The sequence below is a fragment of the Pantoea sp. CFCC18177 genome (assembly GCF_059412425.1).
In genome coordinates, this window is sequence record NZ_JBNBPL010000029.1 from 1 (window position 1) to 25853 (window position 25853).

Annotated in this window: 21 protein-coding genes; 17 read left to right on the forward strand and 4 right to left on the reverse strand. The window is 55.7% G+C overall.

The annotated features are described in order from the left end of the window. Nucleotides 1-271: 271 nt before the first annotated feature. The 6 genes from olsF to ACPUC8_RS22280 all read left to right on the forward strand — a co-directional run bounded on the left by olsF (nucleotide 272) and on the right by ACPUC8_RS22280 (nucleotide 10385). Nucleotides 272-1990, forward strand: coding sequence for a bifunctional ornithine lipid synthase OlsF (gene olsF, locus ACPUC8_RS22255; protein ID WP_039328865.1), 1719 nt, complete (start codon nucleotides 272-274; stop codon nucleotides 1988-1990). A gap of 454 nt (nucleotides 1991-2444) precedes the next feature. After that, nucleotides 2445-3509 (forward strand): ABC transporter ATP-binding protein, encoded by a 1065-nt coding sequence (locus ACPUC8_RS22260; protein ID WP_059109764.1) that lies wholly within the window; start codon nucleotides 2445-2447, stop codon nucleotides 3507-3509. A gap of 25 nt (nucleotides 3510-3534) precedes the next feature. Next, entirely contained in the window at nucleotides 3535-4524 is a 990-nt protein-coding gene (locus tag ACPUC8_RS22265; RefSeq protein WP_494927366.1) for an ABC transporter substrate-binding protein, read from the forward strand. Nucleotides 4525-4526: 2 nt separating this feature from the next. Then, nucleotides 4527-6269, forward strand: a complete 1743-nt coding sequence (locus ACPUC8_RS22270) for an ABC transporter permease (protein WP_494927367.1) — start codon at nucleotides 4527-4529, stop codon at nucleotides 6267-6269. Next, nucleotides 6257-7375: an MBL fold metallo-hydrolase gene (locus tag ACPUC8_RS22275; protein ID WP_494927368.1), complete on the forward strand. Its 1119-nt coding sequence runs from the start codon at nucleotides 6257-6259 to the stop codon at nucleotides 7373-7375. The genes ACPUC8_RS22270 and ACPUC8_RS22275 overlap by 13 nt, the downstream gene beginning before the upstream one ends. A 166-nt stretch (nucleotides 7376-7541) precedes the next feature. After that, nucleotides 7542-10385, forward strand: a complete 2844-nt coding sequence (locus ACPUC8_RS22280; protein WP_494927369.1) for an EAL domain-containing protein — start codon at nucleotides 7542-7544, stop codon at nucleotides 10383-10385. A 151-nt stretch (nucleotides 10386-10536) separates the two neighbouring features. Here the strand turns inward: ACPUC8_RS22280 and ftnA are convergent, their stop codons facing one another. After that, the gene (gene ftnA / locus ACPUC8_RS22285) at nucleotides 10537-11046 is read right to left on the reverse strand and encodes a non-heme ferritin (RefSeq protein ID WP_038644750.1); all 510 of its coding nucleotides are present in this window, start codon (nucleotides 11044-11046) and stop codon (nucleotides 10537-10539) included. A gap of 238 nt (nucleotides 11047-11284) precedes the next feature. On the opposite strand from ftnA, the gene ACPUC8_RS22290 reads away from it, so the two are divergent. The 11 genes from ACPUC8_RS22290 (at nucleotide 11285) to mrdA (ending at nucleotide 24139) form a co-directional block, all read left to right on the forward strand. Then, on the forward strand, nucleotides 11285-12388 hold the full coding sequence (locus tag ACPUC8_RS22290; RefSeq protein ID WP_494927370.1) for a M20 peptidase aminoacylase family protein: 1104 nt from the start codon (nucleotides 11285-11287) through the stop codon (nucleotides 12386-12388). A gap of 302 nt (nucleotides 12389-12690) precedes the next feature. Beyond that, a complete protein-coding gene (gene prfC / locus ACPUC8_RS22295; protein WP_039327028.1) occupies nucleotides 12691-14280 on the forward strand; it encodes a peptide chain release factor 3 in 1590 nt (529 codons plus the stop codon). Between the two features lie 319 nt (nucleotides 14281-14599). Continuing rightward, nucleotides 14600-15187 carry a molecular chaperone OsmY gene (osmY, locus tag ACPUC8_RS22300; RefSeq protein WP_039327031.1) on the forward strand — a complete coding sequence of 196 codons (588 nt, stop codon included), beginning with the start codon at nucleotides 14600-14602 and terminating at the stop codon, nucleotides 15185-15187. Between the two features lie 96 nt (nucleotides 15188-15283). Next, on the forward strand, nucleotides 15284-15445 hold the full coding sequence (locus tag ACPUC8_RS22305) for a DUF1328 domain-containing protein (RefSeq protein ID WP_013510475.1): 162 nt from the start codon (nucleotides 15284-15286) through the stop codon (nucleotides 15443-15445). A gap of 183 nt (nucleotides 15446-15628) precedes the next feature. Next, the gene (locus ACPUC8_RS22310; protein ID WP_039327032.1) at nucleotides 15629-16672 is read left to right on the forward strand and encodes a patatin-like phospholipase family protein; all 1044 of its coding nucleotides are present in this window, start codon (nucleotides 15629-15631) and stop codon (nucleotides 16670-16672) included. After that, nucleotides 16669-17445 carry a TatD family hydrolase gene (locus tag ACPUC8_RS22315; RefSeq protein ID WP_494927371.1) on the forward strand — a complete coding sequence of 259 codons (777 nt, stop codon included), beginning with the start codon at nucleotides 16669-16671 and terminating at the stop codon, nucleotides 17443-17445. Before ACPUC8_RS22310 ends, ACPUC8_RS22315 begins: the two co-directional genes overlap by 4 nt. A gap of 290 nt (nucleotides 17446-17735) precedes the next feature. Beyond that, nucleotides 17736-18515, forward strand: coding sequence for a deoxyribose-phosphate aldolase (gene deoC, locus ACPUC8_RS22320; protein ID WP_494927372.1), 780 nt, complete (start codon nucleotides 17736-17738; stop codon nucleotides 18513-18515). Nucleotides 18516-18623: 108 nt separating this feature from the next. Continuing rightward, on the forward strand, nucleotides 18624-19946 hold the full coding sequence (deoA, locus tag ACPUC8_RS22325; RefSeq protein ID WP_058968697.1) for a thymidine phosphorylase: 1323 nt from the start codon (nucleotides 18624-18626) through the stop codon (nucleotides 19944-19946). Nucleotides 19947-20037: 91 nt separating this feature from the next. Continuing rightward, nucleotides 20038-21261 (forward strand): phosphopentomutase, encoded by a 1224-nt coding sequence (deoB, locus tag ACPUC8_RS22330; RefSeq protein ID WP_494927373.1) that lies wholly within the window; start codon nucleotides 20038-20040, stop codon nucleotides 21259-21261. Nucleotides 21262-21294: 33 nt separating this feature from the next. Continuing rightward, nucleotides 21295-22008, forward strand: a complete 714-nt coding sequence (gene deoD / locus ACPUC8_RS22335) for a purine-nucleoside phosphorylase (RefSeq protein WP_034828492.1) — start codon at nucleotides 21295-21297, stop codon at nucleotides 22006-22008. Nucleotides 22009-22261: 253 nt separating this feature from the next. Then, nucleotides 22262-24139 carry a penicillin-binding protein 2 gene (mrdA, locus tag ACPUC8_RS22340; RefSeq protein ID WP_494927374.1) on the forward strand — a complete coding sequence of 626 codons (1878 nt, stop codon included), beginning with the start codon at nucleotides 22262-22264 and terminating at the stop codon, nucleotides 24137-24139. A 59-nt stretch (nucleotides 24140-24198) separates the two neighbouring features. On the opposite strand, the gene ACPUC8_RS22345 is transcribed toward mrdA, so the two are convergent. Genes ACPUC8_RS22345 through ACPUC8_RS22355 form a run of 3 tightly spaced genes read right to left on the reverse strand, consistent with a single transcriptional unit; the run spans nucleotide 24199 to nucleotide 25851 of the window. Beyond that, nucleotides 24199-24909, reverse strand: a complete 711-nt coding sequence (locus tag ACPUC8_RS22345; RefSeq protein ID WP_081998037.1) for a GGDEF domain-containing protein — start codon at nucleotides 24907-24909, stop codon at nucleotides 24199-24201. After that, the gene (locus ACPUC8_RS22350) at nucleotides 24906-25292 is read right to left on the reverse strand and encodes a DUF1987 domain-containing protein (protein ID WP_039327053.1); all 387 of its coding nucleotides are present in this window, start codon (nucleotides 25290-25292) and stop codon (nucleotides 24906-24908) included. The genes ACPUC8_RS22345 and ACPUC8_RS22350 overlap by 4 nt, the downstream gene beginning before the upstream one ends. 7 nt (nucleotides 25293-25299) lie before the next feature. Then, a complete protein-coding gene (locus ACPUC8_RS22355) occupies nucleotides 25300-25851 on the reverse strand; it encodes a SiaB family protein kinase (RefSeq protein ID WP_052205854.1) in 552 nt (183 codons plus the stop codon). Nucleotides 25852-25853 lie beyond the last annotated feature (2 nt).

Sequence of the window (25853 nt, forward strand, 5' to 3'; positions counted from 1 at the left end):
AAAAAGCTGCTGCAGCTGGCTTATGGAGTGCTGAAATCAGGCCGCCCGTTCGATGCAGAAATATGTCTTGCCAGGTAACTGGCAAGACGGTATCTACAACGGCAAGGCACGATTTTCGTAAGGTGCGCATTGATGCGCACCTGCAATCTGCCATGAATGACGCTGCTTTTCCGTTCTACGCTTTTTCCGGTCCACCCCGTCACCAGTCATAAATCTGAAAACAAGCCTGTTTACCTTCGGTGCGATAACCTCTGCGCACAAAAGGTGAATGATGTTCTCTGTTGATCAACTTCTCGATACTTACTGGCCAGGCCATCACCCCGCGAACTGGCAAAAACGCCTGCTGAAATGGGCGGTTCGCGAACATGAATTCCAATCCTTTGCTGACCGTTATCGCCACCTGAAAGGGGTGGATATGGTTGAGCAAGTGCTGGAGCACCTGGATGTGCGCTGTGAATTAAGTGAACGCGATCTGGAGCAGATCCCGACTCAAGGCCCGGTGGTGATTGTAGCTAACCATCCGCTGGGTGCGTTGGACGGTCTGGCGCTGCTGGCGGCGGTCTCTCAGGTGCGTCGCGACGTGAAAATTGTTGCGAACCGCATGTTGATGATGCTGGAACCGATCAACAACCTGATGTTACCCGTGGATAACATGGGTAACCGCACCAGCCGTGAACAGCTGTCACGCATGCAGCAGCATCTCGACAATCAAGGTGCGCTGATTATCTTCCCAGCGGGTGAAGTCTCACGCCTTGGCACTCAGGGCGTACGCGACAGCAAATGGCACCACAGCTTCCTACGTCTGGCGGCGCGTGCTCGCGCCCCGATTGTGCCGGTGCACGTGGTGGGTCGTAACAGCCTCGCATTTTACGCGGCGGCAAAAATTGCCTCGCCGCTGGCGCTGCTGATGCTGGTGCGCGAGATGTTTCGTCAGCGCGGTTCCCGCATCAAACTGCACATCGGTGAGCAAATTCCCTTCGCCAACTGGCACGACGGCCACACGCCGGGTAAAGAGCTGGCAAAACGGCTGCGCAAACATCTCTATCGCATTGGTCAGGGGCGGCGCGGTTTGTTCCTGACAGAAGCGGCGATCGCGCGTCCGGAAGATCGTGCCGAACTGAAAAAAGCGCTAATGGAGAGTGAGCGACTTGGCTCGCTGCCGGATGGCAAGCAGATCTATCTGTGGCGACGTAACGGGGCCACCTGGGTGCCGCTGTTACGCGAACTGGGACGCCTGCGCGAGATTGCTTTTCGCGCGGTAGGCGAGGGCAGCGGCCGCCGCCGTGACCTCGATAAATACGATGATGATTACTATCACCTGATTTTATGGGATGACGATGCGCTGGAGATCGTCGGGGCGTACCGCTTCATTCCGGGGGCCGAGCAGTTAAATCGTCGTGGCCTGGAAGGCATTTACAGCGACAGCCTGTTCCACTACGACGAGCGCATGCTGCCGATCATCAATCAAGGGCTGGAACTCGGGCGCAGCTTTATTCAGCCCGCCTACTGGGGTAAACGCGGTCTGGATTATCTGTGGATGGGGATTGGTGCCTACATCGCTAAATACCCGGAAACCCGCTACCTGTTCGGCCCGGTATCGATTTCCGGTGGCATGCCACTGGCCGCGCGCGATCTGTTAGTGGCGTTCTACCGCATGTACTTCCCGACCGAGTTGCCGCTGGCGAAGTCACGCCGACCGTATCCGGCTTCGTTGCCAGAGGTGCTGGCGCAGTTCACCGGGGATAATTACACGGAAGATTTACGTCGCCTCAAGCATCTGCTGGCAAACCTGGGCACCGCGATTCCAACGCTCTATAAGCAGTACTCAGAGGTGTGCGAACCGGGAGGAGTGCAGTTTATTGATTTCGGTAGCGATCCCGATTTCAACAACTGTATTGACGGGTTGGTGTTGGTGGATCTGACACGCGTTAAGCCATCCCGTTATGAGCGTTATATCGGCATGCATTTGCAACCGCAGGATATGGCATAAAATTGTAGCGGCGCGATTTATCGCGCGTATTTTAGGCTTTTTAACGCTGAAAGATGCGCAATGAATTGCGTAATGCTCGTCAGTTAAGCGACTGACGATAACGCCGTCTGGGGCCGCACCGGGGCTGGCGGTCCTCGCGCCGCTGTCGCGGTGCCTTCACTTCACTCGCCTGCCTTACGGACCGGTGCCGATGGAACATCCATGTTCCAGCGCCACCTTTCGCCCGCGTCCTGCGGGCTCTCCTGGCATACTCACTCAGCTCAGCGCTGCGGATGCCAGCCCCGGTGCGGCCCCAGCCAGCTCATTAGCTTCAGTGCGGGTTGTCAAAAAGGGCACATTGGCGGCAGAGCCCGCACAGAAAAGAAAGGCCACTGGTGTAAGTACAGCCATGTCATGTAATCGTCATCGTCGTGTCGTAGGGTCTTAGCCGGACTGTCAGATAAAGGCCAGAAACATGGCAACGATCACACTTCGCGGGTTGTGCAAATCTTTCGCCGCCCAACCGGTACTGCAAGATATCTCTCTGCAGATTGCGCAGGGCGAGTTTATCGCCGTGCTCGGCCCGTCCGGCTGCGGCAAAACCACCTTATTACGCTTACTCGCCGGGTTTGAAACCGCCGATGCCGGTGAAATCCACGTTGGCGAACGCTGCTTTGCGGCACCGGGTGTGCATCTGCCGCCGGAAGATCGTCAACTCGGCGTGGTATTCCAGAGTTATGCGCTGTGGCCTCATATGACGGTGGCAGAAAACGTCTGCTACAGCCTCAAAGTCAACGGTGTGGCGCGTCAAGAACGCGACAGCCGCACCCAGCAAGCGCTGGAACTGGTGGGCTTGGAGAAATTTGCCGCCCGGCGTCCGGCGGATCTCTCTGGCGGTCAGCGTCAGCGTGTGGCACTCGCCCGCTGCCTGGTGGCCCAGCCCACGCTGGTGCTGCTCGACGAACCGCTTGCCAACCTCGATGTGCATCTGCGTGCCACCATGGAAGAGGAGTTCCGCCGCTTCCATCGTCACAGCCACGCTACCTTGATTTACATCACCCACGATCAGCACGAAGCGATGGCGCTGGCCGATCGCATTGTGGTGATGGATGGCGGCCGCGTCATGCAATTCGCCACACCCCAAACCCTGTGGCGCGAACCGGCGAACGCCATGGTCGCGGGATTTATCGATGACGGCAAAGTGCTGCCGGTCAGTGACATTGAACCCTGCGCTGACGGCCACGCCTTTGCCACGCTGTGCGGCCTGCGCGTGACGTTGCGCTGCGCACCCGATCAGCGTCCGATGCCCCACGGCCACGCCAGTTTTCACGCGGTGGATTTCCGCCTGGCACAGCCGGACGAGCCACAATTCGCGGTGCATGTTCAGCGGGTTATCTATCGCGGCGGGCACTATCAGATCGATGTCGCCCCTGTGGCGGCACCCGACACCAGCATCACGCTACTGTCCGATACCCCTTTACCCGTTATCGACGCGACGCTGGGTGTCGCGCTGCGTGACGGTTGGATTCTTCCTTCATAACGTTCAGATACTTAGGGAAATTGCTATGCGCACGTCGTTTAACGCTTTGATGTTAGCCAGTGGATTACTGCTTGCCGCCGCCAGCCAGGCGGAAGATGCACCCTCCGGGAAGCTGGTGCTTTACACCTCGCAGGCGCCAGAAATCGCGCAGCAAACCGTGGATGCGTTTAAAGCCGCCTATCCGAACGTGCAAGTGGAGTGGACGCGCAACGGCACTACACAGCTGATGAACGTGTTGCAGACCGAGATGATGAGCGGCGGGGCCAAGCCCGATGTGTTGCTGATTGCCGATGCCATCAACCTTGGCGCGCTGAAAAACCAGAATCAGCTTTACAGATACACGGATGCCCCGCTGAGCCACATCAACCCTTCGTTTTACGATAAAGATAAAACCTTCTTCGGCACCAAAATCATCGCCACGGTGATCGCGTATAACACCCAACACGCACAGCCGATCGACAGCTGGAACGCGCTGGCGGTGGAAGCCAACAAAGGCCAGATCGCCGTGCCAAGCCCACTTTACTCTGGCGCGGCGCTCTACAAACTGCACACCGACATCAATACGCCAACCATTGGCTGGAACTTCTATAAGAAGCTTGCAGCAATCGGCGTGGCACCGCAGGGCGGTAACGGCCCGGCGCTGAAGGCGGTGGCCAGCGGGCTGGATAAATACGGCATCATCACCGATGCCGACGTGATTCTGGCGAAGAAAAAAGGTTCGCCGGTGGATCTGGTGTATCCGAAAGAGGGCGTTTCCTACGTCACTGAGCCGGTTGCCATCATGAAATCGGTACATAACCTGCCAGCCGCCAAAGCCTTTGTTAATTTTATGCTGTCCGAGCAAGGCCAGAAGCTGGTGGTCGAGCAGGGTAACCGTCCGGTTGACGATCGCGTTTCTGCGCCAGCAGGCTTCACGCCGATCAACAAAATCAAGCTGCTGACGCCTGATGTGGCGAAAGCCATCAAGGAAGATGCCACGGTGCGCGATCAGTTCACCGCGCTGTTTGGCGGCTAAGCATGAGCGTGGTGAGCAACGAATGGCGTAACGCGACGCGAGGCGTTCAACGCCTCCGTTTCAACAGTGAAAAGCTGGTCTTGGCGCTGATGGTGCTGCTGATTGGCCTGCTGTCGGTTGCGCCCTTAGTGCGACTGGTATGGACGGCGATTGCGCCGCAGGGCGTGCCGGATATGGCACGTCTGATGCGCCTGATTGCCAGCGACCGCGTATTGATCGCCAGCGGCAATACTTTGCTCATCGCGCTGAGCTCGACCCTGATTTCCGTGCTGCTGGGTACTGCCGCCGCCTGGCTGGTGGCGCTCAGCGATTTACGCGCGAAAACGGCCTGGGTCTTCGCCTTTATCCTGCCGCTGATGATTCCACCGCAGGTCACGGCACTCGCCTGGCTCCAGGCGTTGGCCCCGTCGAGCCCGTTAGCGCTGCTGTTTGGCTCGCTGGGTTTGCCGTGGTTTGCGCCGGGCGAGCAGCCGCTCTATTCGCTGAGTGGCATTGTCCTGCTGCTGGGCACCCACAATGCGCCACTGGTGTTTCTTACGGTACGCGCGGGTTTACGCCGCCTGCCCGCGGATTTGGTGGAAGCGGCGCAGGTCAGCGGGGCATCTCAAGCACGTGTGCTGTTCACTATTATTCTGCCGCTGGCACGACCGGCGATCTTTGCCGGGGCGGCACTGACCTTTGTTGCCGCCGCCGGTAACTTTGGTATTCAGGCGATGCTCGGTATCCCTGCGCGGGTGCCGACACTCATCACGCTGGTGTATCAGCAGCTCAACGGTATCGGCCCCAGCGCTCTTCCGAACACAGCCGTTTATGCGCTGCTGATCGCGGTGATTACGCTGGCGGGCATGGCGGCCAGCGCCTGGCTGGGCGGACGCCACGATGTGCGCGTCAACGGCGCACCGCGCCTGTGGCAGCAGTCATTGGGGCGTGGACGCATGGCGATTGAAGGGGCTGCCTGGTTGTGGATGGCGCTGACGCTGCTGCTGCCCATCAGTGCGCTGTTGATTACCGCGCTGACCAGCGGATTTGGTCAGGCGCTGACATGGCAAACCCTGACGCTGGAGAACTTCCGTAGCGCGCTGTGGGGCTATCCCGCGGTGCGACACGCGTTTATCACCAGTCTGGGATTAACCTCGCTGGCCGCGATCATTTTGACCGCCACTGCGCTCTTCCTTGCCTATTTCCTTAGCTGGCGGCGGACCAAACTGGTACGTGGCCTGTGGCTGGCCAGTGAACTGACCTACGCATTGCCGGGCATTGTTACCGGCGTCGCCGCAATGCTGTTCTTTCTGCGTCCGCTGCCGATTATCAATGTGTCGCTGTATGGCACGGTGTGGATCATCCTCGCGGCCTATCTCGCCAACTTCCTCGCGCTGGTGCTGCGCCCAACGCTGGCAGGATTCGCCCAGCTCGAACCGGCATTAGATGAAGCGGCACGGCTGTGCGGTGCCGGATTTATGCGTCGTATGCGCGATATTTTGCTGCCGTTAGCGGCGCCTTCTGCGCTGGCGGGCACGGTGCTGGTGTTCCTCACCGCACTCAATGAAATTCAGGTCTCGGTATTGCTGGTCACTTCGCAAACCCAGACCATCGGACCCACCATCGTGTTTCTGGACGAAGGGGGCTCCGCCTCGCTGGCGGCCGCGGTAGGCTGCCTGATGATTCTGGTCGTCTGTTTGCTGATGGGACTGGCAACGCGGCTGGCGCGGCGATTGCCGCAAGGGGTATTACCATGGCAAGCGTAACGGTGATCAGCGGTGTGGGTGGCAAGCTGCCTGCGGCATTTTTGCTGGAGATTGATGGCTATCGATTACTCATGGATCTTGGCGCCGGGCCACAGCCCGGCGTGCGCCCGGATATTCCAGCCATTGGTCGTGTAGATGCACTGTGCCTGACGCATTCACACATTGATCATGCTGCTTCGCTCGATTGCTGGGGGCAAATTGGTTCCCCGCCCGTCTATGCCACCGAACAGACTTGGCTGCAGTTAGGCGACGTCGCGGTGCCGATGTATGCGCGCCGTCTGCTGCCGTTACGCGGTCAGAGCGCGATTGGCCCGCTTAACCTGTTTACTGGCCGCAGTGGCCATTCACCCGGTTCGGTGTGGTTTCATCTACCGGTTGCGGGCGGTATCACCTACATGGGGGACTGGAGCCGTGAAGCGTTGCTGCTGCCTTTTGACTGCCCGCCCCAGGCAAAATTACTGATCACCGATGCGTCCTACGGTGACCGTAATCAGCGCCTCAGTGAGCAGATGGACGCGCTGGCGATAGCCGCCTGCAACGGTGCGGTGGTGGCGGTGCCCGAACACGGACGCGGGCCGGAGGTGGCATTACAGCTGGTGGCGCGCGGTCTGGCTGTGCAACTCTGTCCGCAAATCCGCAGCGAAGTTACCCAATTGCTGGCGATAGATAAGTTACCGGCTGCGACGGTGTTAGGTTTGGTGCGTCTGTTGCAACAGCCACAGCCGGAGCAGTGGTTGCCCACCAGCGTGATCGTTGCGGCGGATGCGGTGGCCGATCACGGCTTAGCGGCCCAGCTCAGCCAGTGGGATGATTTCCGTCTGATCTTCAGTAGCCACGTAGCAGCGGGCACGCGCGCAGCGGAACTACTGGCTACCCAGCAGGCGCGCTGGCTGCCGTGGAACGTGCATCCCCCGCTGGATGACCAACAGTGGCTGATCGGCAAAACCGGCGCTCAGCGGGTGGTCCCGGCGTTTGTCGCGGCGGCGGAATGCCCACAATTGGCCGCCAGCGCACCGCTATGCTGGCAGGCGCACATTCCTCTGCAATGTCATCTTGAGAGTCCCCGCTTTCCCCGCGAGCACCGTCAACGCAGCATAATAAGTTGAGTATCCCTCTGAATAATTTTTCGCCACTGCCGATAACCTGACTACCAACTTTTGTCTGATGATGATTAGCGCTTGTAAGCCAAGCGCTTTTGCGTTTAAGTCAGCACATTGATTAAGAAATATCTTAAGCAGCAATGTACACCAGGCCAGCAATAGGCGAACAACAATGAATAATAACTCTGACGTCATGTACCGGCTTCTGGTGCAGAGCGTGGTGGATTATGCCATTTATATGCTCAAACCCGACGGCACCGTAGCAAACTGGAATGCTGGGGCGCAGCGTGCCAAAGGCTATACGCCGGACGAAATCGTCGGCAAAAACTTTGCGCTGTTTTACAGCGAAGAAGATCGTAAAAACGGTGCACCGCAGCGTGGGCTTTCCGTCGCGACAGCGGTGGGGCGCTTCGAGACGGAAGGTTGGCGCTATCGCAAAGATGGCAGCGCTTTCTGGGCACATGTGGTGATCGATGCGATTCGTGACGACTACGGCGAGCTGCTTGGCTTTGCCAAAATCACTCGCGACTGTACCGCACAGCAGGAGCTACAGCGTAAGCAGCGTGAGCAGGAGCAGCGTTTCCGTTTATTAGTTGAAGGCGTAACGGACTACGCCATCTACATGCTTGATCTCGACGGTAATGTCGAAAACTGGAATGCCGGCGCGCAGCGTGCCAAAGGCTATGTGGCTGAAGAGATCGTCGGCCAGCACTTCTCGCGCTTCTACAGCGCGCAGGACCGCAAAAATCATATCCCAGAAAAAAACCTCAGCACCGCTTTCAAAACCGGACGTTTTGAAGACGAAGGCTGGCGTTATCGCAAAGATGGCAGTGCGTTTTGGGCGCATGTCATTATTGATGCCATTCGTGATGATTCAGGCAAGCTGATTGGCTATGCCAAAATCACCCGCGACTGCACCGAACAGCGTGAGCTTCAGCGTAAACAGCGTGAGTATGAGAAAACCTTCCGTCTGCTGGTGGAAGGCGTCACTGACTACGCCATCTACATGCTGGATTTGCAAGGCCGCGTAGTGAACTGGAACGCCGGTGCACAGCGTGCCAAAGGCTATGTCTCCGATGAAATTGTGGGTCAGCATTTCTCCGTGTTCTACGGTTCGCAGGAGCGCTTGGCCAATACGCCGGAAGCTAATCTCGGTATCGCACTGAAAACCGGTCGCTTCGAGGATGAGGGCTGGCGCTATCGTAAAGACGGCTCCGCGTTTTGGGCTCATGTGGTGATCGACGCGATTCACGACGAAGAGGGCAAGATGATTGGCTTTGCCAAAATCACCCGAGACGTCACAGAACGCCGTGAGAACGAACAGCAACTGCTGCGGGCGCGGGATTTGGCGCAGGCGCAGAGTGCCAAAATGTCTGAGCTTTCTACCTTCCTCGACACTGTCATCGCCAATATCCCGTCGTGCGTGATTGTCGAAGATGCCATCAGTCGCGAAATCCTGATGGTCAACGACAAAGCTGAGCAGCTGTTTGGCATCAGCAAACATCTGATCATGCACAAACGCCCGCATGAGTGTATGTCAGCGGAGCAGAGCGATTACTTCAACAGTCTGGCGGATATCGCGCTGCGCAGTGAAGGTATCCACTCGCGTGAGCAACTGCTGCTGACGGCGGGCGGGGAGCGCATTCTGCATACCCGCGCCACCACCATCAGCGGCAATGATATGCGACAGAATTACGTAATGCTGATTGTGGAAGACGTCACCGATCAGCGTGAAGCGGATGCGCGCATTCATCACATGGCGCATCACGATACGCTTACCAGCTTGCCAAACCGTGTACTGTTCCGGCAGAAATTGAGCGAAGCGTTGCGCGTGGATAATCAGCACCATTCGCTGAGTGCCACGCTGTGCCTTGATCTCGATAACTTCAAGAACGTCAACGATGCGCTGGGTCACCAGATTGGTGATGACCTGCTGCGGGTGGTGGCGAAGCGTCTGCGCAGTGCGCTGCGCGATCAGGACACGCTGGCCCGTATTGGCGGCGATGAGTTTGCCATCGTGCTGCCGAATATCAACAACGCCCAGGAAGCGGCGGTGGTGGCACAGCGCCTGATTGAAGCGATCCGTCCACCGGTCAACGTGGAAGGGCACAACCTGTCGGTTGGCTTGAGCGTCGGCATTGCCCTGACCTCGCAAACCACTAACACGCCGGAGCACATGCTACGCTGCGCGGATATGGCGCTGTACGAAGCCAAACGTAATGGTCGTAACCGCTTTGAGCACTTCACGCTGGAGATGGATGACCTGGCGCGTAGTCGTCGTGTGATTGAAAACGATCTGCGTGATGCGATTACCGGTCGTCAGCTCAAGCTTTACTATCAGCCGATCACCAATGAAGAAGGCATTATCGGTTATGAAGCGCTGATGCGTTGGCATCATCCGATCAAAGGATTGATCATGCCGAATGACTTTATTCCGATTGCCGAAGAGACCGGGCTGATTCATATGCTCGGCGCGTATGCGCTGTATGAAGCCTGCCGCGAGGCGCAGAGTTGGGGCACAGACCAGTCGGTGTCCGTCAACCTGTCGCCGCTGCAGTTCAAGAACAGCTCTCTGGTGTCGGTGGTGGAAGGCGCGCTGCGAGAGTCCGGTCTGGCACCGCATCGTCTGGAAGTTGAGATCACCGAATCGGTGTTACTCGACGATACGCTGGGTAATATCCGCACCTTGCAAAGCCTGAAAGCGATTGGCGTGCAGATCGCCTTGGATGACTTCGGCACCGGTTACTCATCGCTGAGCTATCTGCGTTCGTTCCCGTTCGACAAGATCAAAATCGACAAGTCGTTCATCAACGATATGGGTGACAGCCGTGAAGCCATGGCGATCATCCGTGCCATTACCGGCATGAGTCGTAGTCTGGACATTCAGATTACAGCAGAAGGCGTGGAGAGCGGCGAGCAGTTCGCGAAGCTGCGTGAAGAGGGTTGTACCCTGTTCCAGGGATACTATTTCGGTCGCCCACAGCCGTCCGAATTGCGTTTGAAAGAGTTGGAGTAATTAAGGTCGCCATTAATGGCGACCTTACAATGGCATATCGTAGGGTGCGCATTAATGCGCACCTGGCCGATAACCGCAAACAATTCATTAATGCATAAAAAAACGCCCGGCAATGCCGGGCGTTGTGCTGTTTGCTGTGTGTAATCTTTGCTTATGACTGGCCGTGGCCTTCCACGTTCATGCGGCCCAGGTCTTTATCGACCAGGAACAGGCCTTCGCCTTTATTGCCGACCAGTGCCAGTTTATCCAGTACGGTTTTGAACAGCTTCTCTTCTTCGTGCTGCTCAGCCACATACCACTGCAGGAAGTTGAAGGTTGAGTAGTCTTGAGACATCAACGCGGTGTGCACCAGATCGTTGATGCGCTGGGTGATCAGCTGCTCATGCTTCAGCGCTTCTTCCAACACGTCATTCAGTGAGTTCCAGCTAACGGCAGGCGCGGCAATGCTGCCCAGCACCGGCAGTGAACCGGCATCGCTGACGTAATCGAACAGGCGCTGCATGTGTTCCATCTCTTCACGAGAGTGCATCTTCAGGAAAGAAGCAGCACCTTCAAAGCCTTTGTCGCTGCACCATGCGCTCATCTGCAGATACAGGTTGGCTGAGAAGAATTCCAGGTTCAGTTGGTCGTTCAGGCGAGAGGTCATTTCAGCAGTTAACATGGCTGAGTCCTTTTTAATTTGTCAGGTGAAGTACGGTGAATTATGCATCAATCTATACTTTTTTGTGAAGGCTTTTTCGCAAAAAAGTTGAATTTATCTTATTGATTGTAAATGGAATTATTCCATTTTTTGAATGCGAAGAGTTCTCAGTTTTGACTCATTTTCATTCACGCTGGATTGATTATAGCTGCGCATCGGCGGATGCTGGAGCGAGCCTTTACTTGTCAGGAGCTTAGCGGTGTCGAACGTATTAGATCATTACCATTACCTGCATGAAATTCCGGAACTGGGATTTGAAGAACTCAAAACTTCCGCCTATATCGCTGAACAGCTGGAGCAAGCTGGGATCAAGGTGAGGCGCGGCATTAACAACACCACCGGCATCGTGGCGGAAATTGATAGCGGCGTGCCGGGTCCGGTGCTGGCGTTGCGCGCGGACATGGACGCGCTGGGTCATATCATTAACGGTGTCGCGTGTGCACGTCATACCTGTGGCCATGATGGGCACTCTTCGGTGGTGCTGACCGCGGCGCAGGAACTGCTGAAAGAGGGTGCAATCAAAAAGGGCAAACTTAAGCTGCTATTCCAGCCCGCTGAAGAGTTGGGTGCCGGTGCGCTGGCGATGATTGAAGGCGGCGCGATGGATGACGTGGAGATGATTCTCGGCTTCCACGTCCGCCCACTGGAAGAGTGCCATGTTGGTCAGGCGACACCCGCCGTGATCTACTCAGCCTGTAGCACGCTGGAAGCTACTATCAAAGGCGTTCCCGCCCATGCGGCACGTCCCCATTTAGGGGTGAATGCGTTAGACGCTGCCGTACAAGCGGTGCAGGCCGTCAACAGCATTCATCTCGCACCGGGTTTGACCTGGAGCGTGAAGGCAACGCGTTTCCTGTGCGATGCTGGCGTCACCAACTCGGTGCCGGATGAAGCGCGCGTGGTGTGGGACCTGCGTTCACAGGAGAACGCGCCAATGGATGTGCTCAAGGATAAAGTCACCAAGGCGATTCAACACAGCGTGGCCGCGCTGGGTGCCACTGCTGAAGTGGTGGTGTTGAAAGAGATGCAAGCGGCTGAGATCCATGAAGACGCTACGGCGGTAATTCGTGCGGCGATTGTCGATGTGCTGGGTGAGGAAGGATTGCTGGATACCAAAACCACCCCAGGCAGTGAAGATTTCTTCTACTACCCGGTGAAGCGCCCGCAGGTGAAAGCCGGCTTCTGGGGCCTGGGAACCAATCTGGTGCCGGGCCTGCATCATCCTGATATGCGCTTTGAGCTGAGTTCGCTGGAGATCGGGGTGAAGATCTTTAAGGCGGCAGTGGTGCGTGTTTTAGGCTGATAAGCTGACTACGCGCAATGAATTGCGCCGCTACGTATCAGCAACATGCTGTAGCGGCGCGATTCATCGCGCTTTATTAATCTTTCTGCACGAATCCCACGATTTCCCCGCCTGCCGAATTATTGTATGCTATGCCGCCTCAATGCTGACTGGATAACCGGACTGCCGCCCATGTAGATCGCGCACATCTTGCTGTGAACTGACGCCTTTGCGTCACTATTGGGTCCGTTATCCTCCGGACAGCCCGGAACAATTTATTCGCAGCGCGCCCCCGCGTGTTGCCCTTGAAGAAGAATTCACTCATGTCTATTGCTCCCTTTTTAGAAGAAGTGGCGCGCCGTCGTACGTTTGCGATCATCTCGCACCCGGATGCTGGTAAAACCACAATTACCGAAAAAGTGCTGCTGTTCGGGCAGGCGATCCAAACCGCCGGTACCGTAAAAGGCCGCGGCTCCAGCCAACATGCGAAATCCGACTGGATGGAGATGGAGAAACAACGTGGTATCTCCATCACCACCTCAGTGATGCAGTTCCCGTATCGCGACAGCCTCGTCAACCTGCTGGATACCCCAGGACACGAAGACTTCTCGGAAGATACCTACCGCACCCTGACGGCGGTGGACTGCTGTTTGATGGTGATCGACGCTGCAAAAGGTGTTGAAGATCGTACCCGTAAGCTGATGGAAGTGACCCGTCTGCGCGATACGCCGATCATCACCTTTATGAACAAACTTGACCGTGATATCCGCGATCCGATGGAGTTGCTGGATGAGGTAGAAAGTGAGCTGAAAATTGCCTGTGCGCCTATTACCTGGCCAATTGGTTGCGGCAAGCTGTTCAAGGGGGTGTATCACCTCTACAAAGATGAAACTTACCTGTATCAGACCGGTAAAGGCCACACCATTCAGGATGTGCGCATTGTTAAAGGTCTGGCGAACCCCGATCTGGATGCGGCAGTCGGTGAAGATCTGGCGCAGCAGCTGCGTGATGAGCTGGAACTGGTGCAGGGCGCTTCACACGAATTCGATCAGGATCTGTTCCTGAGCGGCGAAATTACCCCGGTGTTCTTCGGTACCGCATTGGGTAACTTTGGCGTTGACCACATGCTCGATGGCTTAGTGGCCTGGGCACCTACGCCGATGCCGCGTCAGTCAGATTCGCGTCTGGTTGAAGCGAAAGAAGAGAAGTTCAGCGGCTTCGTGTTTAAGATTCAGGCCAACATGGACCCGAAACACCGTGACCGCGTGGCCTTCATGCGCGTGGTGTCGGGCAAGTACGAGAAAGGCATGAAACTGCGCCAGGTGCGTACCGGCAAAGACGTGGTGATTTCCGATGCGCTGACCTTTATGGCGGGTGACCGTTCGCACGTCGAAGAAGCCTATCCGGGTGACATCATCGGTTTGCATAACCATGGCACCATCCAGATCGGTGACACCTTTACTCAGGGTGAAAACATGAAGTTCACCGGTATTCCGAACTTCGCCCCAGAGCTGTTCCGTCGTATCCGTTTGCGCGATCCACTGAAGCAGAAACAGCTGCTGAAAGGGCTGGTTCAGCTGTCGGAAGAGGGCGCAGTGCAGGTGTTCCGTCCAGTGCACAACAACGACCTGATTGTTGGTGCAGTAGGTGTGCTGCAGTTTGAAGTGGTGGTGGCGCGCCTGAAAAGCGAATACAACGTTGAAGCGATTTATGAAGCCATCAACGTCTCGACTGCACGTTGGGTCGAGTGCAAAGACGCGAAGAAATTCGATGATTTCCAGCGTAAAAATGAAGTGAATCTGGCGCTGGATGGCGGTGACAACCTCACCTACATCGCCCCGACCATGGTTAACCTCAATATCACCCAGGAACGCTATCCTGACGTGACCTTCCGCAAGACGCGCGAACACTGATGCTGCGCGGCCCTTAGGGCTGTAGGGTGCGCCCTTACTGACGCCCGCCGACTCATTAAGATGCATCTCTGCTTCAGGGCCAGTGGTTATCACTGGCCCTGTTTTTATCCTACAGACTGTTCCTATTTACGCTGCGTTTATCGCTTTTTGGCGAGATATCAACCACAAAAGCCAGCAAAACCTGTAATCCCTACTATGATTATCCTGTCGGACGAGAAAAGAGACCTCTGGTTTCATTACGTCCATTCACGCAGCGACGCCGTTTGTTGCTGGCGCATTCGCAGTTGCGAGTGAGTTAACTGATAGAAGGATGATATCGATGAATAAGACTAAGATTGCTAAAACCCTGATTGCTGCGCTGGCCAGTTCTGTCTTGCTGAGCGGTGCTGCGTTTGCTGCAGATACCAGCAGCACGGGTTCCAAAATCGATAGTTCTATGAAAAAAGTCGATGGTTTTATGGATGACAGCGGCATCACTGCCAAAGCCAAAGCGGCGCTGGTGGATGATGAAGCGATTAAAAGCACGGATATCTCAGTAAAAACGCATCAGGGCGTGGTCACGCTGAGCGGTTTTGTCGCCTCGCAGGATCAGGCAGAAAAAGCCGTGGCGCTGGTGCAAAAAGTTGAGGGTGTGAAATCCGTCAGTGACAAACTACACGTTAAAGACAGCAAAGAAACCACGCTGAAGGGTTACGCGGGTGATACCGCCACCACCAGCGAAATCAAAGCTAAGCTTTTAGCAGATGACATTGTGCCATCGCGCAACGTGAAAGTGGAAACTAACGATGGCGTGGTGCAGTTATCAGGGAATGTGGCAACCCAGGCACAGTCTGATCGTGCTGAGAAAATTGCCAAAGCCATTGAAGGCGTGAAAAGCGTGAAGAATGACCTGAAAGTGAAATCTTAACGCGAGCAGAACGGCATCAGTTTGACGCCGTTCTTTAATAAAAACAGTGATGTATGAATAAGCAGTTCGATTTTCACTATGGTAAAGGAGAGGCTTATGTTTCGTTGGGGTATTATCTTTCTGGTCATCGCTCTGATTGCTGCAGCATTAGGTTTCGGCGGTCTGGCGGGTACGGCAGCATGGGCAGCTAAAATTGTCTTCATCGTCGGTATTATTCTGTTCCTCATCAGCCTGTTTACCGGGCGTAAACGACCCTGACCGATTGCGTTAACACAACGCTAACCCGCGAGTCACTAAAGCGGAGAACCGTCATTTGCGGCATACTAACCCGCCGCGCCGATTGCTGATGCAGATGCAATGGGTCAGGGAACGACAATGACTGGTTCTCCGGGATGCTGCCTCAAGCGGCTCCCTCAGAGCAGGAAAACTGAGGGACATCCATTGGGAATACGCATCCCGGTGTCACTGGACACCTTTGAGCCGTTGGCGCTCACTCCTTTCAAATCCAACAAAATCGCCCTGGTCTGCGAAGGCGGCGGTCAACGCGGCATCTTTACCGCAGGCGTGCTGGACGAGTTTCAGCGTGCGGGATTTAATCCCTTTCAATTGATGTTAGGCACCTCGGCAGGCGCCCAAAACCTGTCAGCGTTTGTCTGCGCGCAGCCTGGCTATGCTCGCCGCGTGATTACCCGTTACACCACCAGCAAACTGTTTTTTGATCCGCTGCGCTTTGTACGCGGTGGCCATTTGATTGATCTCGACTGGCTGGTGGACATCACCAAACAAGAGTTTCCACTGGCGCTGGACACGGCTCAAGGTCTGTTTGCCAAGGGCAGCGAGTTTTACATGTGTGCCTGTCGTGGCGACGATTACTCGGCTGAGTATTTCAATCCGACTCACACCACATGGCACGACATTATTAAAGCCTCCAGCGCAATCCCTGGATTTTACCGCAGCGGCGTGGAGATGAACGGCATCAGTTATCTGGATGGGGGCATCAGTGATGCGATCCCGGTGCGCGAAGCGGCCCGGCGTGGCGCTGACACCATTGTGGTGATCCGCACGGTGCCTTCACAGATGTCCTATACGCCGAAATGGTTTAAACGCATGGAGCGCTGGCTGGGTGACAGTGCGCTGCAGCCGATGATTAACATCCTGCATCACCACGAAGAGAGCTACCGTGAGATTCAGCAGTTCATCGATCAGCCACCGGGCGATCTGCGTATCATCGAGATCTATCCGCCTAAACCGCTGGCCAGTATGGCGCTGGGCAGCCGTCTCGCCTCGCTTAATCAGGATTACCATCTGGGCCGCCGCAGTGGTCGCTATTTCCTCGCTACCCTCGGCCAGTGGTTGAGCGATGCCGAACCTATCCTGCGCGTGACGCCTCCGGCCGCAGTGGCGAATGCCCCCGATAATCGTGCCGTGCATACGCCATTGCTGGCGGATAACGATGCAGACTTTGATGCAGGGTCGCTGGCATGAGATTTATCGATACCCACTGCCATTTTGATTTTCCCCCTTTTGTCGATGACGCAGCGGGCAGCATCGATCGGGCGGCGCAGTCGGCGGTGGAACGGATTATTGTGCCAAGCGTCGATGCCAGTCGATTCGCTTTGGTCACTCAACTGGCGCAGCAACATGACGCGCTGTATGCCGCGTTGGGCTTACATCCGATCAATATCGCCGTGCACACCGATGCGCATCTGGAGGAGCTGGAACGCTGGCTACAAACGCCCGATCCTAAACGGGTGGCGATCGGCGAGATCGGACTCGATCTCTATATGGATGATGCGCAGTTCAGCAAACAAACGCATCTGCTGGATGCGCAATTAAAATTAGCGAAGCAGTACGACTTGCCGGTGATCCTGCACTCGCGGCGCACGCACGATCAGTTAGCGCTGCATCTGCGACGTCACAACTTAGCGCGCTGTGGTGTGGTGCACGGCTTTGCCGGGAGCCAGCAGCAGGCTGAGCGTTTTATTCAGCTTGGCTATGCCATTGGCGTTGGCGGCACCATAACTTACGAGCGGGCCAGTAAAACCCGCAATACCATCGCCCGTTTGCCGCTGTCATCGCTGTTACTGGAGACCGATGCGCCAGATATGCCGCTGCAAGGTTTTCAGGGCCAGCCTAATCGTCCTGAAAGGGCGCGTAACGTATTTGATGTGCTGTGCGAGCTGCGCAGCGAGCCGCCTGAAATCATCGCTGAAGCCCTGTGGCAAAACAGCCTGCGCGTGTTTGCACTCCCCGACTGACACCCTCCCGACAGATTCTGGAAATGCCACTTTTGTGGTCCGAATTGGCTACAGTATTAAAGCCGCTATACACTTTCTCACCAAAAATTGTGATAATATTAACAACCAGTATTTCGCCAGAAATCGGTTGTGCCAGCGGCTATTTGTGATGAATGTCACGATATGACTGTATTTACATGACAAGTTTTCTTTTTTCGTGTGACTCATGGCGCAATTAATTCGTGCGAGGATTGTTAGAATTATCACATTCCCCGGTGACACCGTCTGCCGGGTACCTTTTGGAGAGCACCATGACCGATCTCAACGCTGCTGCACAACGTGCACTGCAACTGATGGACTTAACCACGCTGAATGAAGACGATACGGATGAGAAGGTGATCGCACTGTGTCGTCAGGCGAAATCGCCAGCCGGTAACACCGCGGCTATCTGCATCTATCCACGCTTTATTCCGGCGGCGCGTAAAGCACTGCGTGAGCAGGGCACCCCAGAGATTCAGATTGCGACTGTAACCAACTTCCCGCACGGCAACGATGACATTGACATCGCGCTGGCAGAAACCCGCGCGGCTATCGCTTACGGTGCCGACGAAGTGGATGTGGTTTTCCCGTATCGCGCGCTGATTGCCGGTAATCGCGAAATCGGCTTTGAACTGGTGAAAGCCTGTAAAGAAGCCTGCGCCGCCGCTAATGTGCTGCTGAAGGTTATTATCGAAACCGGTGAGTTAAAAGAGGAAGCGCTGATCCGTGCCGCTTCTGAAATTGCCATTGATGCGGGTGCTGATTTCATCAAAACCTCCACCGGTAAAGTGCCGGTCAACGCCACACCAGAAGTGGCGGCGATCATGATGCAAGTAATCCGTGATAAAGGCGTCAAGCAGCAGGTCGGTTTCAAACCGGCGGGTGGCGTACGTACCGCCGAAGATGCGGCCATCTATCTGAAACTGGCAGACGATATCCTCGGCGAAGGCTGGGCGGATGCGCGTCATTTCCGCTTTGGCGCGTCAAGCCTGTTGGCAAGCCTGCTAAACACGCTGGGCCACGCAACGGCGACCAGTAAGACGGGTTATTGATTTCACGCCAATGGTCGCCATAAATGGCGACCCTACAGGTGTCTGGCGCATTTTAGCGCACCTGGCCGATGTTCTGCCATTTTCACAGCAATCTCCGGGGAGGCAACCTTGTTCCTGCCACAAGAAATTATTCGAAAAAAACGCGATGGCCTGCCACTGACTGAGGCGGAAATCCGCTTCTTTATTAATGGCGTGCGCGATAACAGCGTGTCAGAAGGTCAGATCGCCGCGCTGGCGATGACCATCTATTTCCACGACATGAATCTGGAGGAGCGTGTGGCGCTGACCATGGCAATGCGTGACTCCGGCACCGTGCTCAACTGGCAATCGCTGAATCTCAACGGTCCGATTGTCGATAAACACTCAACCGGCGGCGTGGGTGATGTGACATCGCTGATGCTCGGCCCCATGGTTGCCGCCTGCGGCGGTTATGTGCCGATGATCTCCGGGCGTGGCCTCGGGCATACCGGCGGCACGCTGGATAAGCTGGAAGCGATCCCCGGTTTTGACATCTTCCCGAGCGACGACCGTTTCCGCCAGATCATCAAAGAGGTCGGCATCGCGATTATTGGCCAGACCAACTCACTGGCACCGGCCGATAAACGTTTCTACGCCACGCGTGATATCACCGCCACCGTTGACTCAATCCCGCTGATCACCGCCTCGATCCTTGCCAAAAAACTGGCTGAAGGCCTCGATGCGCTGGTGATGGATGTCAAAGTCGGTTCCGGTGCCTTTATGCCGACCTTTGAAGCCTCTGAAAATCTGGCGCAGGCGATTGTTGGCGTGGCGAACGGCGCAGGCTGCAAAACCACCGCGCTACTCACCGACATGAATCAGGTGCTGGCTTCAACCGCAGGCAATGCGCTGGAAGTGCGTGAAGCGGTGCAGTTCCTCACTGGCGAAGCGCGCAATCCACGTCTGCTGGAAGTCACCATGGCGCTGTGCTCTGAAATGCTGATCTCCGGCAAACTGGCGGAAAATGACGCTGAAGCGCGGCAAAAACTGCAGCAGGTGCTGGATAACGGCAAAGCGGCAGACGTGTTCGCTCGCATGGTGGCTGCACAAAACGGCCCGGTTGACTTTATCGAACGCATGGACCATTACCTTCCTGCGCCTACGCTCAGCAAAGCGGTGTACGCCGACCGCGCGGGTATTGTCAGTGCGATGGATACACGAGCGCTGGGCATGGCGGTAGTGGCGCTGGGTGGTGGTCGCCAGCGCGCCAGCGACAGTATTGATTACAGCGTGGGCTTAAGTGAGATGACCACGCTCGGCACGCAGATTGATGCGCAGCGCCCGCTGGCGGTGATTCATGCCGCCTCGGAAGCGCAATGGCAGCAGGCTGCTGAAGCCGTCAAAGCGGCTATCACCTTAAGCGATACTGCGCCTGCGGCAACACCGGTAGTTTATCGCCGCGTCAGCGAGTAACGCTTCTTCGTGCCAGGGAGCGGCCGTTCGGGTATACTGATCTGATCGCTTTTTTTTGACTTGTCATCGCGCAGTTGCGCAGGAGACTTGCATGAAACGTGCTTTTATTATGGTTCTCGACTCCTTTGGGATCGGCTCCAGCAAAGACGCCGATAAATTCGGTGATGAAGGATCGGATACGCTCGGCCATATCGCCGAAGCGTGCTTCGAAGGCCGCGCCAATATTGGTCGCGAAGGCCCGCTGCATCTGCCTAACCTGACCGCACTCGGTCTGGGGAAAGCGGCTGAACTCTCTACCGGTCGCTTCCCGCCGGGTCTGGACGCCAATGCGGAAATCATTGGTGCCTATGCCTACGCCAGCGAGCTGTCGTCGGGCAAAGACACGCCGTCAGGCCACTGGGAAATCGCCGGTGTGCCGGTGCTGTTTGACTGGGGCTACTTCAGCGACAAAGAGAACAGCTTCCCACAGGAACTGCTCGATGTGTTGGTGAAACGCGCCGATCTGCCGGGTTATCTCGGTAACTGCCACTCATCCGGCACAGTGATCCTCGACCAGTTGGGCGAAGAGCACATGAAATCCGGCAAGCCGATTTTCTACACTTCGGCTGACTCGGTATTCCAGATTGCCTGCCACGAAGAGACCTTTGGCCTCGATCGTCTGTATGAGCTGTGTGAAATCGCCCGTGAAGAGTTGACCAACGGTGGCTACAACATCGGCCGTGTGATTGCGCGTCCGTTTGTCGGTGACAAAGCGGGCAACTTCGAACGTACCGGTAATCGCCACGATTTAGCGGTGGAACCGCCTGCGCCGACTATGCTGAAAAAGCTGGTGGACGAGAAGGGCGGCGAAGTGATCTCCGTTGGCAAGATTGCGGATATCTACGCCGAGCAAGGCATCACCCAGAAGGTGAAAGCCACCGGTCTGGATGCGCTGTTCAACGCCACCATTGAGCAGATGAAGAAAGCGCCAGACAATTCCATTGTGTTCACCAACTTCGTTGATTTTGACTCAACCTGGGGTCATCGTCGCGATATCGCGGGTTATGCTGGTGGGCTGGAGTTCTTCGACCGTCGTTTGCCTGAGCTGATGGCGCTGGTGAAAGAGGGGGATATTTTGATCCTCACTGCCGACCACGGTTGTGACCCAAGCTGGCAAGGCACTGAGCACACGCGCGAGCACATTCCGATTCTGATTTACGGTCCGAACGTGAAGCCGGGATCGCTGGGTTACCGCGATACTTTCGCTGATATCGGTCAGACCATTGCGACCTATTTTGGCCTGTCCAGCATGGACTACGGTAAAAGCCTGCTGTAAAACAGCCCACCAATTTTAAAAAGGAAAATAACCATGGCAACGCCTCATATTAATGCAGAAATGGGTGATTTCGCAGACGTCGTACTGATGCCGGGCGATCCGCTGCGCGCGAAGCACATCGCAGAAACTTTCCTGGAAGATGCGGTTGAAGTGAACAACGTGCGCGGCATGCTGGGTTACACCGGGACGTACAAAGGCCGTAAGATTTCAGTGATGGGTCACGGTATGGGCATTCCTTCTTGCTCAATCTACACCAAAGAGCTGATCACCGATTTCGGCGTGAAAAAAATCATCCGTGTTGGCTCCTGCGGCGCGGTACGTGCAGATGTGAAACTGCGTGATGTGGTGATTGGTCTGGGTGCCTGCACCGATTCCAAAGTGAACCGTATGCGTTTCAAGGATCACGATTTCGCGGCGATTGCCGATTTCGATATGGTGCGCAACGCGGTTGACGCGGCAAAAGCACTGGGTGTCGATGCCCGCGTGGGTAACATCTTCTCCGCTGATCTGTTCTACACGCCAGATCCGCAGATGTTCGACGTGATGGAAAAGTACGGCATTCTGGGCGTGGAGATGGAAGCGGCCGGTATTTACGGTGTGGCAGCAGAGTTCGGTGCTAAAGCGCTGACTATCTGTACGGTGTCGGACCATATCCGTACCCATGAGCAGACCACTGCTGCAGAGCGCCAGACCACCTTCAACGATATGATTAAGATCGCGCTGGAGTCGGTGCTGCTGGGAGACTGATTAGACATATCTCCCTCACCCTAGCTCTCTCCCGCAAGCGGGAGAGAGCACGGTTCGAAGAAAGTATCAAAAGTGTGCGGTTTGCTCCCTCTCTCGCTTGCGGGAGAGGGCCGGGGTGAGGGCGTCAAACCGCACTATCTAGTCCGCCGTAAACATCTGACACACTTTTACCCAAGCTTGTGCATCTTCCTGCTGGCTCTAAAGCCATCTCTGCTTATCATTAGCGTGATAACAAAGAGACTAAGCCCCCCTGATGAATTTCCGTAATTTCGAAGCTGAAGAGAAACTGTTTGTCCGCCGTGCGCTTGTCGCTTTTGCTCTGGTCGTCATCTGCTTCATCATTCTTGGCGTCAACCTGTATCGTATTCAGGTGGATCAGCACAGCTATTATCAGACGCGATCCAACGAAAACGACATCAAAATGATCCCCATCGCCCCCACGCGCGGGCTGATTTACGATCGCAACGGCATTCCGCTGGTGCGCAATGTCACCTGGTACGACATTCTCATCACGCCTTACAAAATCGCCAATATGCAGGAAACGCTCAAAGCGCTGACGCCGATTGTCGATTTGACGCCAGAAGAGATCGAAACCTTTGAGCATGAGCTGAAACAGAACAGTCGTTATAAGCCGGTAGAGTTGAAAGGCGAACTCACTGACGAAGAGGTGGCGCGTTTTTCCGTTAACCAGTTCCGCTATACCGGCGTCACCATCGATACCTATCAAGACCGTGAATACCCTTACGGTGCCGATCTGGCGCACGTGGTCGGCTATGTTTCCAAGATCAACGACAACGATTTCAAACGCCTGAACGCGGAAGGCGTGGGCGAAAACTACGCGGCGGACCATAACATTGGCAAGCAGGGCATCGAAGGCTATTACGAATCGCTGCTGCATGGCAAAACTGGCTATCAGGAAGTGGAAGTCGATAACCACGGCCGCATCGTGCGCGTGCTGAAAGAAGTGCCGCCCGTCGCCGGACAAAACATCTACCTTACGCTGGATCTGCATTTGCAGCAGTATGTGGAGAGCCAGTTGGCCGGACAGCGAGCAGCGGCATTGATTGAGGACCCGCGCGATGGCAGCGTGTTAGCGATGGTGTCCGCGCCGAGCTACGATCCCAACCCGTTTGTGAAAGGCATCAGTTATAAAGCCTACAAAACGCTGCTGCAGGACAAAAACCTGCCGCTGATCAACCGCGTCACTCAAGGTCTCTATCCACCAGCCTCCACGGTGAAACCCTATATGGCGATGTCGGCGTTATTAAGCAAAGTCATCACCCCGACCACGACGTTCTTCGGGGCACCGACCTGGACCTTGCCGGGGACCGATCGTAAATACCGTGACTGGAAAAAATCGGGCCATGGCATGTTGGATGTTACCCGCGCCATTGAAGAATCCGCGGATACGTTCTTCTATCAGGTGGCGTTTATGATGGGCATCGACCGCATTCACACCATGCTGAGCCAGTTTGGTTACGGCAAACCTACCGGTATCGACCTGAATGAAGAGTACGCGGGCCTGTTGCCAAGCCGCGAGTGGAAGCAGAAAGTGCACAAGCGTGCCTGGTATCAAGGGGATACGGTGTCCGTGGGTATCGGGCAAGGCTACTGGATCGCCACGCCGATTCAGATGGTGAAAGCGTTGGTGGCACTGCTTAACAATGGCCGCGTCATTAACCCGCATCTGCTGGAGAAATCACAGCGCGGTACTGTGCAGCAACCTTATCAACCGAAAGAGCCGCAGCCACAAATTGGCGATCCAAAATCGCCGTACTGGTCGCTGGTGCGTCATGCGATGTTTGGTATGGCAAATGCGCCAAATGGTACAGGTTATAAGTACTTCCATACCGCGCCTTACGGCATTGCGGCGAAGTCCGGGACCTCTCAGGTCTTCAGCCTGAAACAGAACCAGGTGTATAACGCCAAGATGATTCCCACGCGCCTGCGTGACCACATTTTCTATACCGCTTTTGCACCCTTTGATGCGCCGAAAGTGGCGGTGGCGTTAATTCTGGAAAACGGGGGAAGTGAAGGGGTGACGGCGGCTCCGCTGATGCGCAATATCCTTGACCATATCTTCCTGCCGCCAGCGACCGATCCCCCAGTGCAAACGGCGCAGAAAAATTAGCGAGCGATTGGCCTGTAGGGTGCGGCCTTCAGGCCGCCCGTCGCAGCGAACGCTGTTATTTAACGGAAAAACACCCGATTACGGCCATGGTTCTTGGCATCGTATAACGCGGCATCGGCATTGTTATACAGGGTTTCAAAATCGGAACCCGGCTTGCCATAGCTCACGCCGAGGCTGGCTGTCACCAACTGCCCTGGCAGTACCGCCAACGGTGAAGCATTAAGGGATGCGTGAATTGCGCCCGCCACGATCACCGCATCTGAGAGGCGATAGTGGGGCAGCAGTACGGTAAACTCTTCGCCACCAATGCGGCCAATGCTGGCATCTTCCGGGCAGTGGTTCTGAATACGTGATACCAGCCCACAAATCACTTTATCGCCCATCGGATGGCCGAACTCGTCGTTGATCTTCTTGAAGTGATCAATATCCAAAATGATCAGTGCCGCCGGGCCATTGCTCAATGTATTGGTAATACGCTGAATGATGGCACCGCGGTTCCACACCGCCGTCAACGGGTCGTGAGTGGCTTTGTACTCCAGCTCTTGCGCCAACTGCTGCAACTGCTCATTAACGCGGTTGAGTTCCCGCTCGGCGCGATCGCTGCGTGAGATCATGCGATAGGTTTCACGCATCAGGCGCTGATAATGGCGATTCACCATTTGCAGCGCATCACGGTAATCTTCCGCGCTCAGCGCGCTTTGTGCCGCAACATCCTGTGAACGAGTCAGTACCTCGCTCTCTTCGCGAAACAGCTCGTTCAGGTCCATCATGACGCCATTTCCGCTCGCAGATTGACCTGCAAATCGGTGAAGTCCAGCGCCAGCTCCTGACCGAATTCTTCAGAGACATCATCTTCTTCATCGAAGAACCAGTTCAGCTCCACCGTCTGGCCTTTTTGCGCCAGCTGGTTAAACAGGTCGAACAGGCTGAACAGCATCTTGGTGCTGGAGCTGTTGAAGTAGCGCAGTGCAATGTTGACTTCTACCTGGCCGCCTTGCTCGGGCTGCCAGTTTTCCAGGGCATCCAGCAGGGGACGATAAAAGGCCGCGGCATTTTCGGGCCAGGACTCACCGCGCAGGGCGAACTGGCTGGTTTCGAAATCAAAATTGACGTCGGGGGTGCTTTCTGTGGCAGCAATAACAAGGTTTTGCATAGCAAAATCAATCCTGGTGAATGGTGGCTTTCAGCCAAAACGTGGCGTAACCGCTGGACTCCAACGGACGCAGTTCATACTCCAGCGGTTCGCTGACGTCACGTGCTAACGTCAGTAAACCTATGTTGGCCCCTTTGCTTGTCGCAGGGCTCTCAGCACGCAGACCTACCCGGTATGCCTGTTTGATCTCTTCATTACTCATCGTGCGCAGCAAATCCAGCCAGTAACGTAACTGCTCGCAGGCGACTTCATCCACCTGGTTGCTGCTCTCCAGCACATAGTTGTCACCCTCAACGTGCAGGGTAACAGTGCCAAAGCGAAAATCCTGTTCGGCATAACTCATGCTGCGACTGTCCTGCGAGTAGCGCAGGATGTTCTGTACGATTTCAACAAAACTGGAGAACAAGCGGCGACGGACTTTGACGGGCGCTTGCTGGTTCTCCAAAAAGACCTTGATCACCTCGCCCATGGCGGTGATGTTCTGCGGCGAGAAAAAGCCAGTATAGTGCAGCGCAACACTTTTGGGTGGCACGTTGCTAAGGGTTGAACCTGAGTTCATAC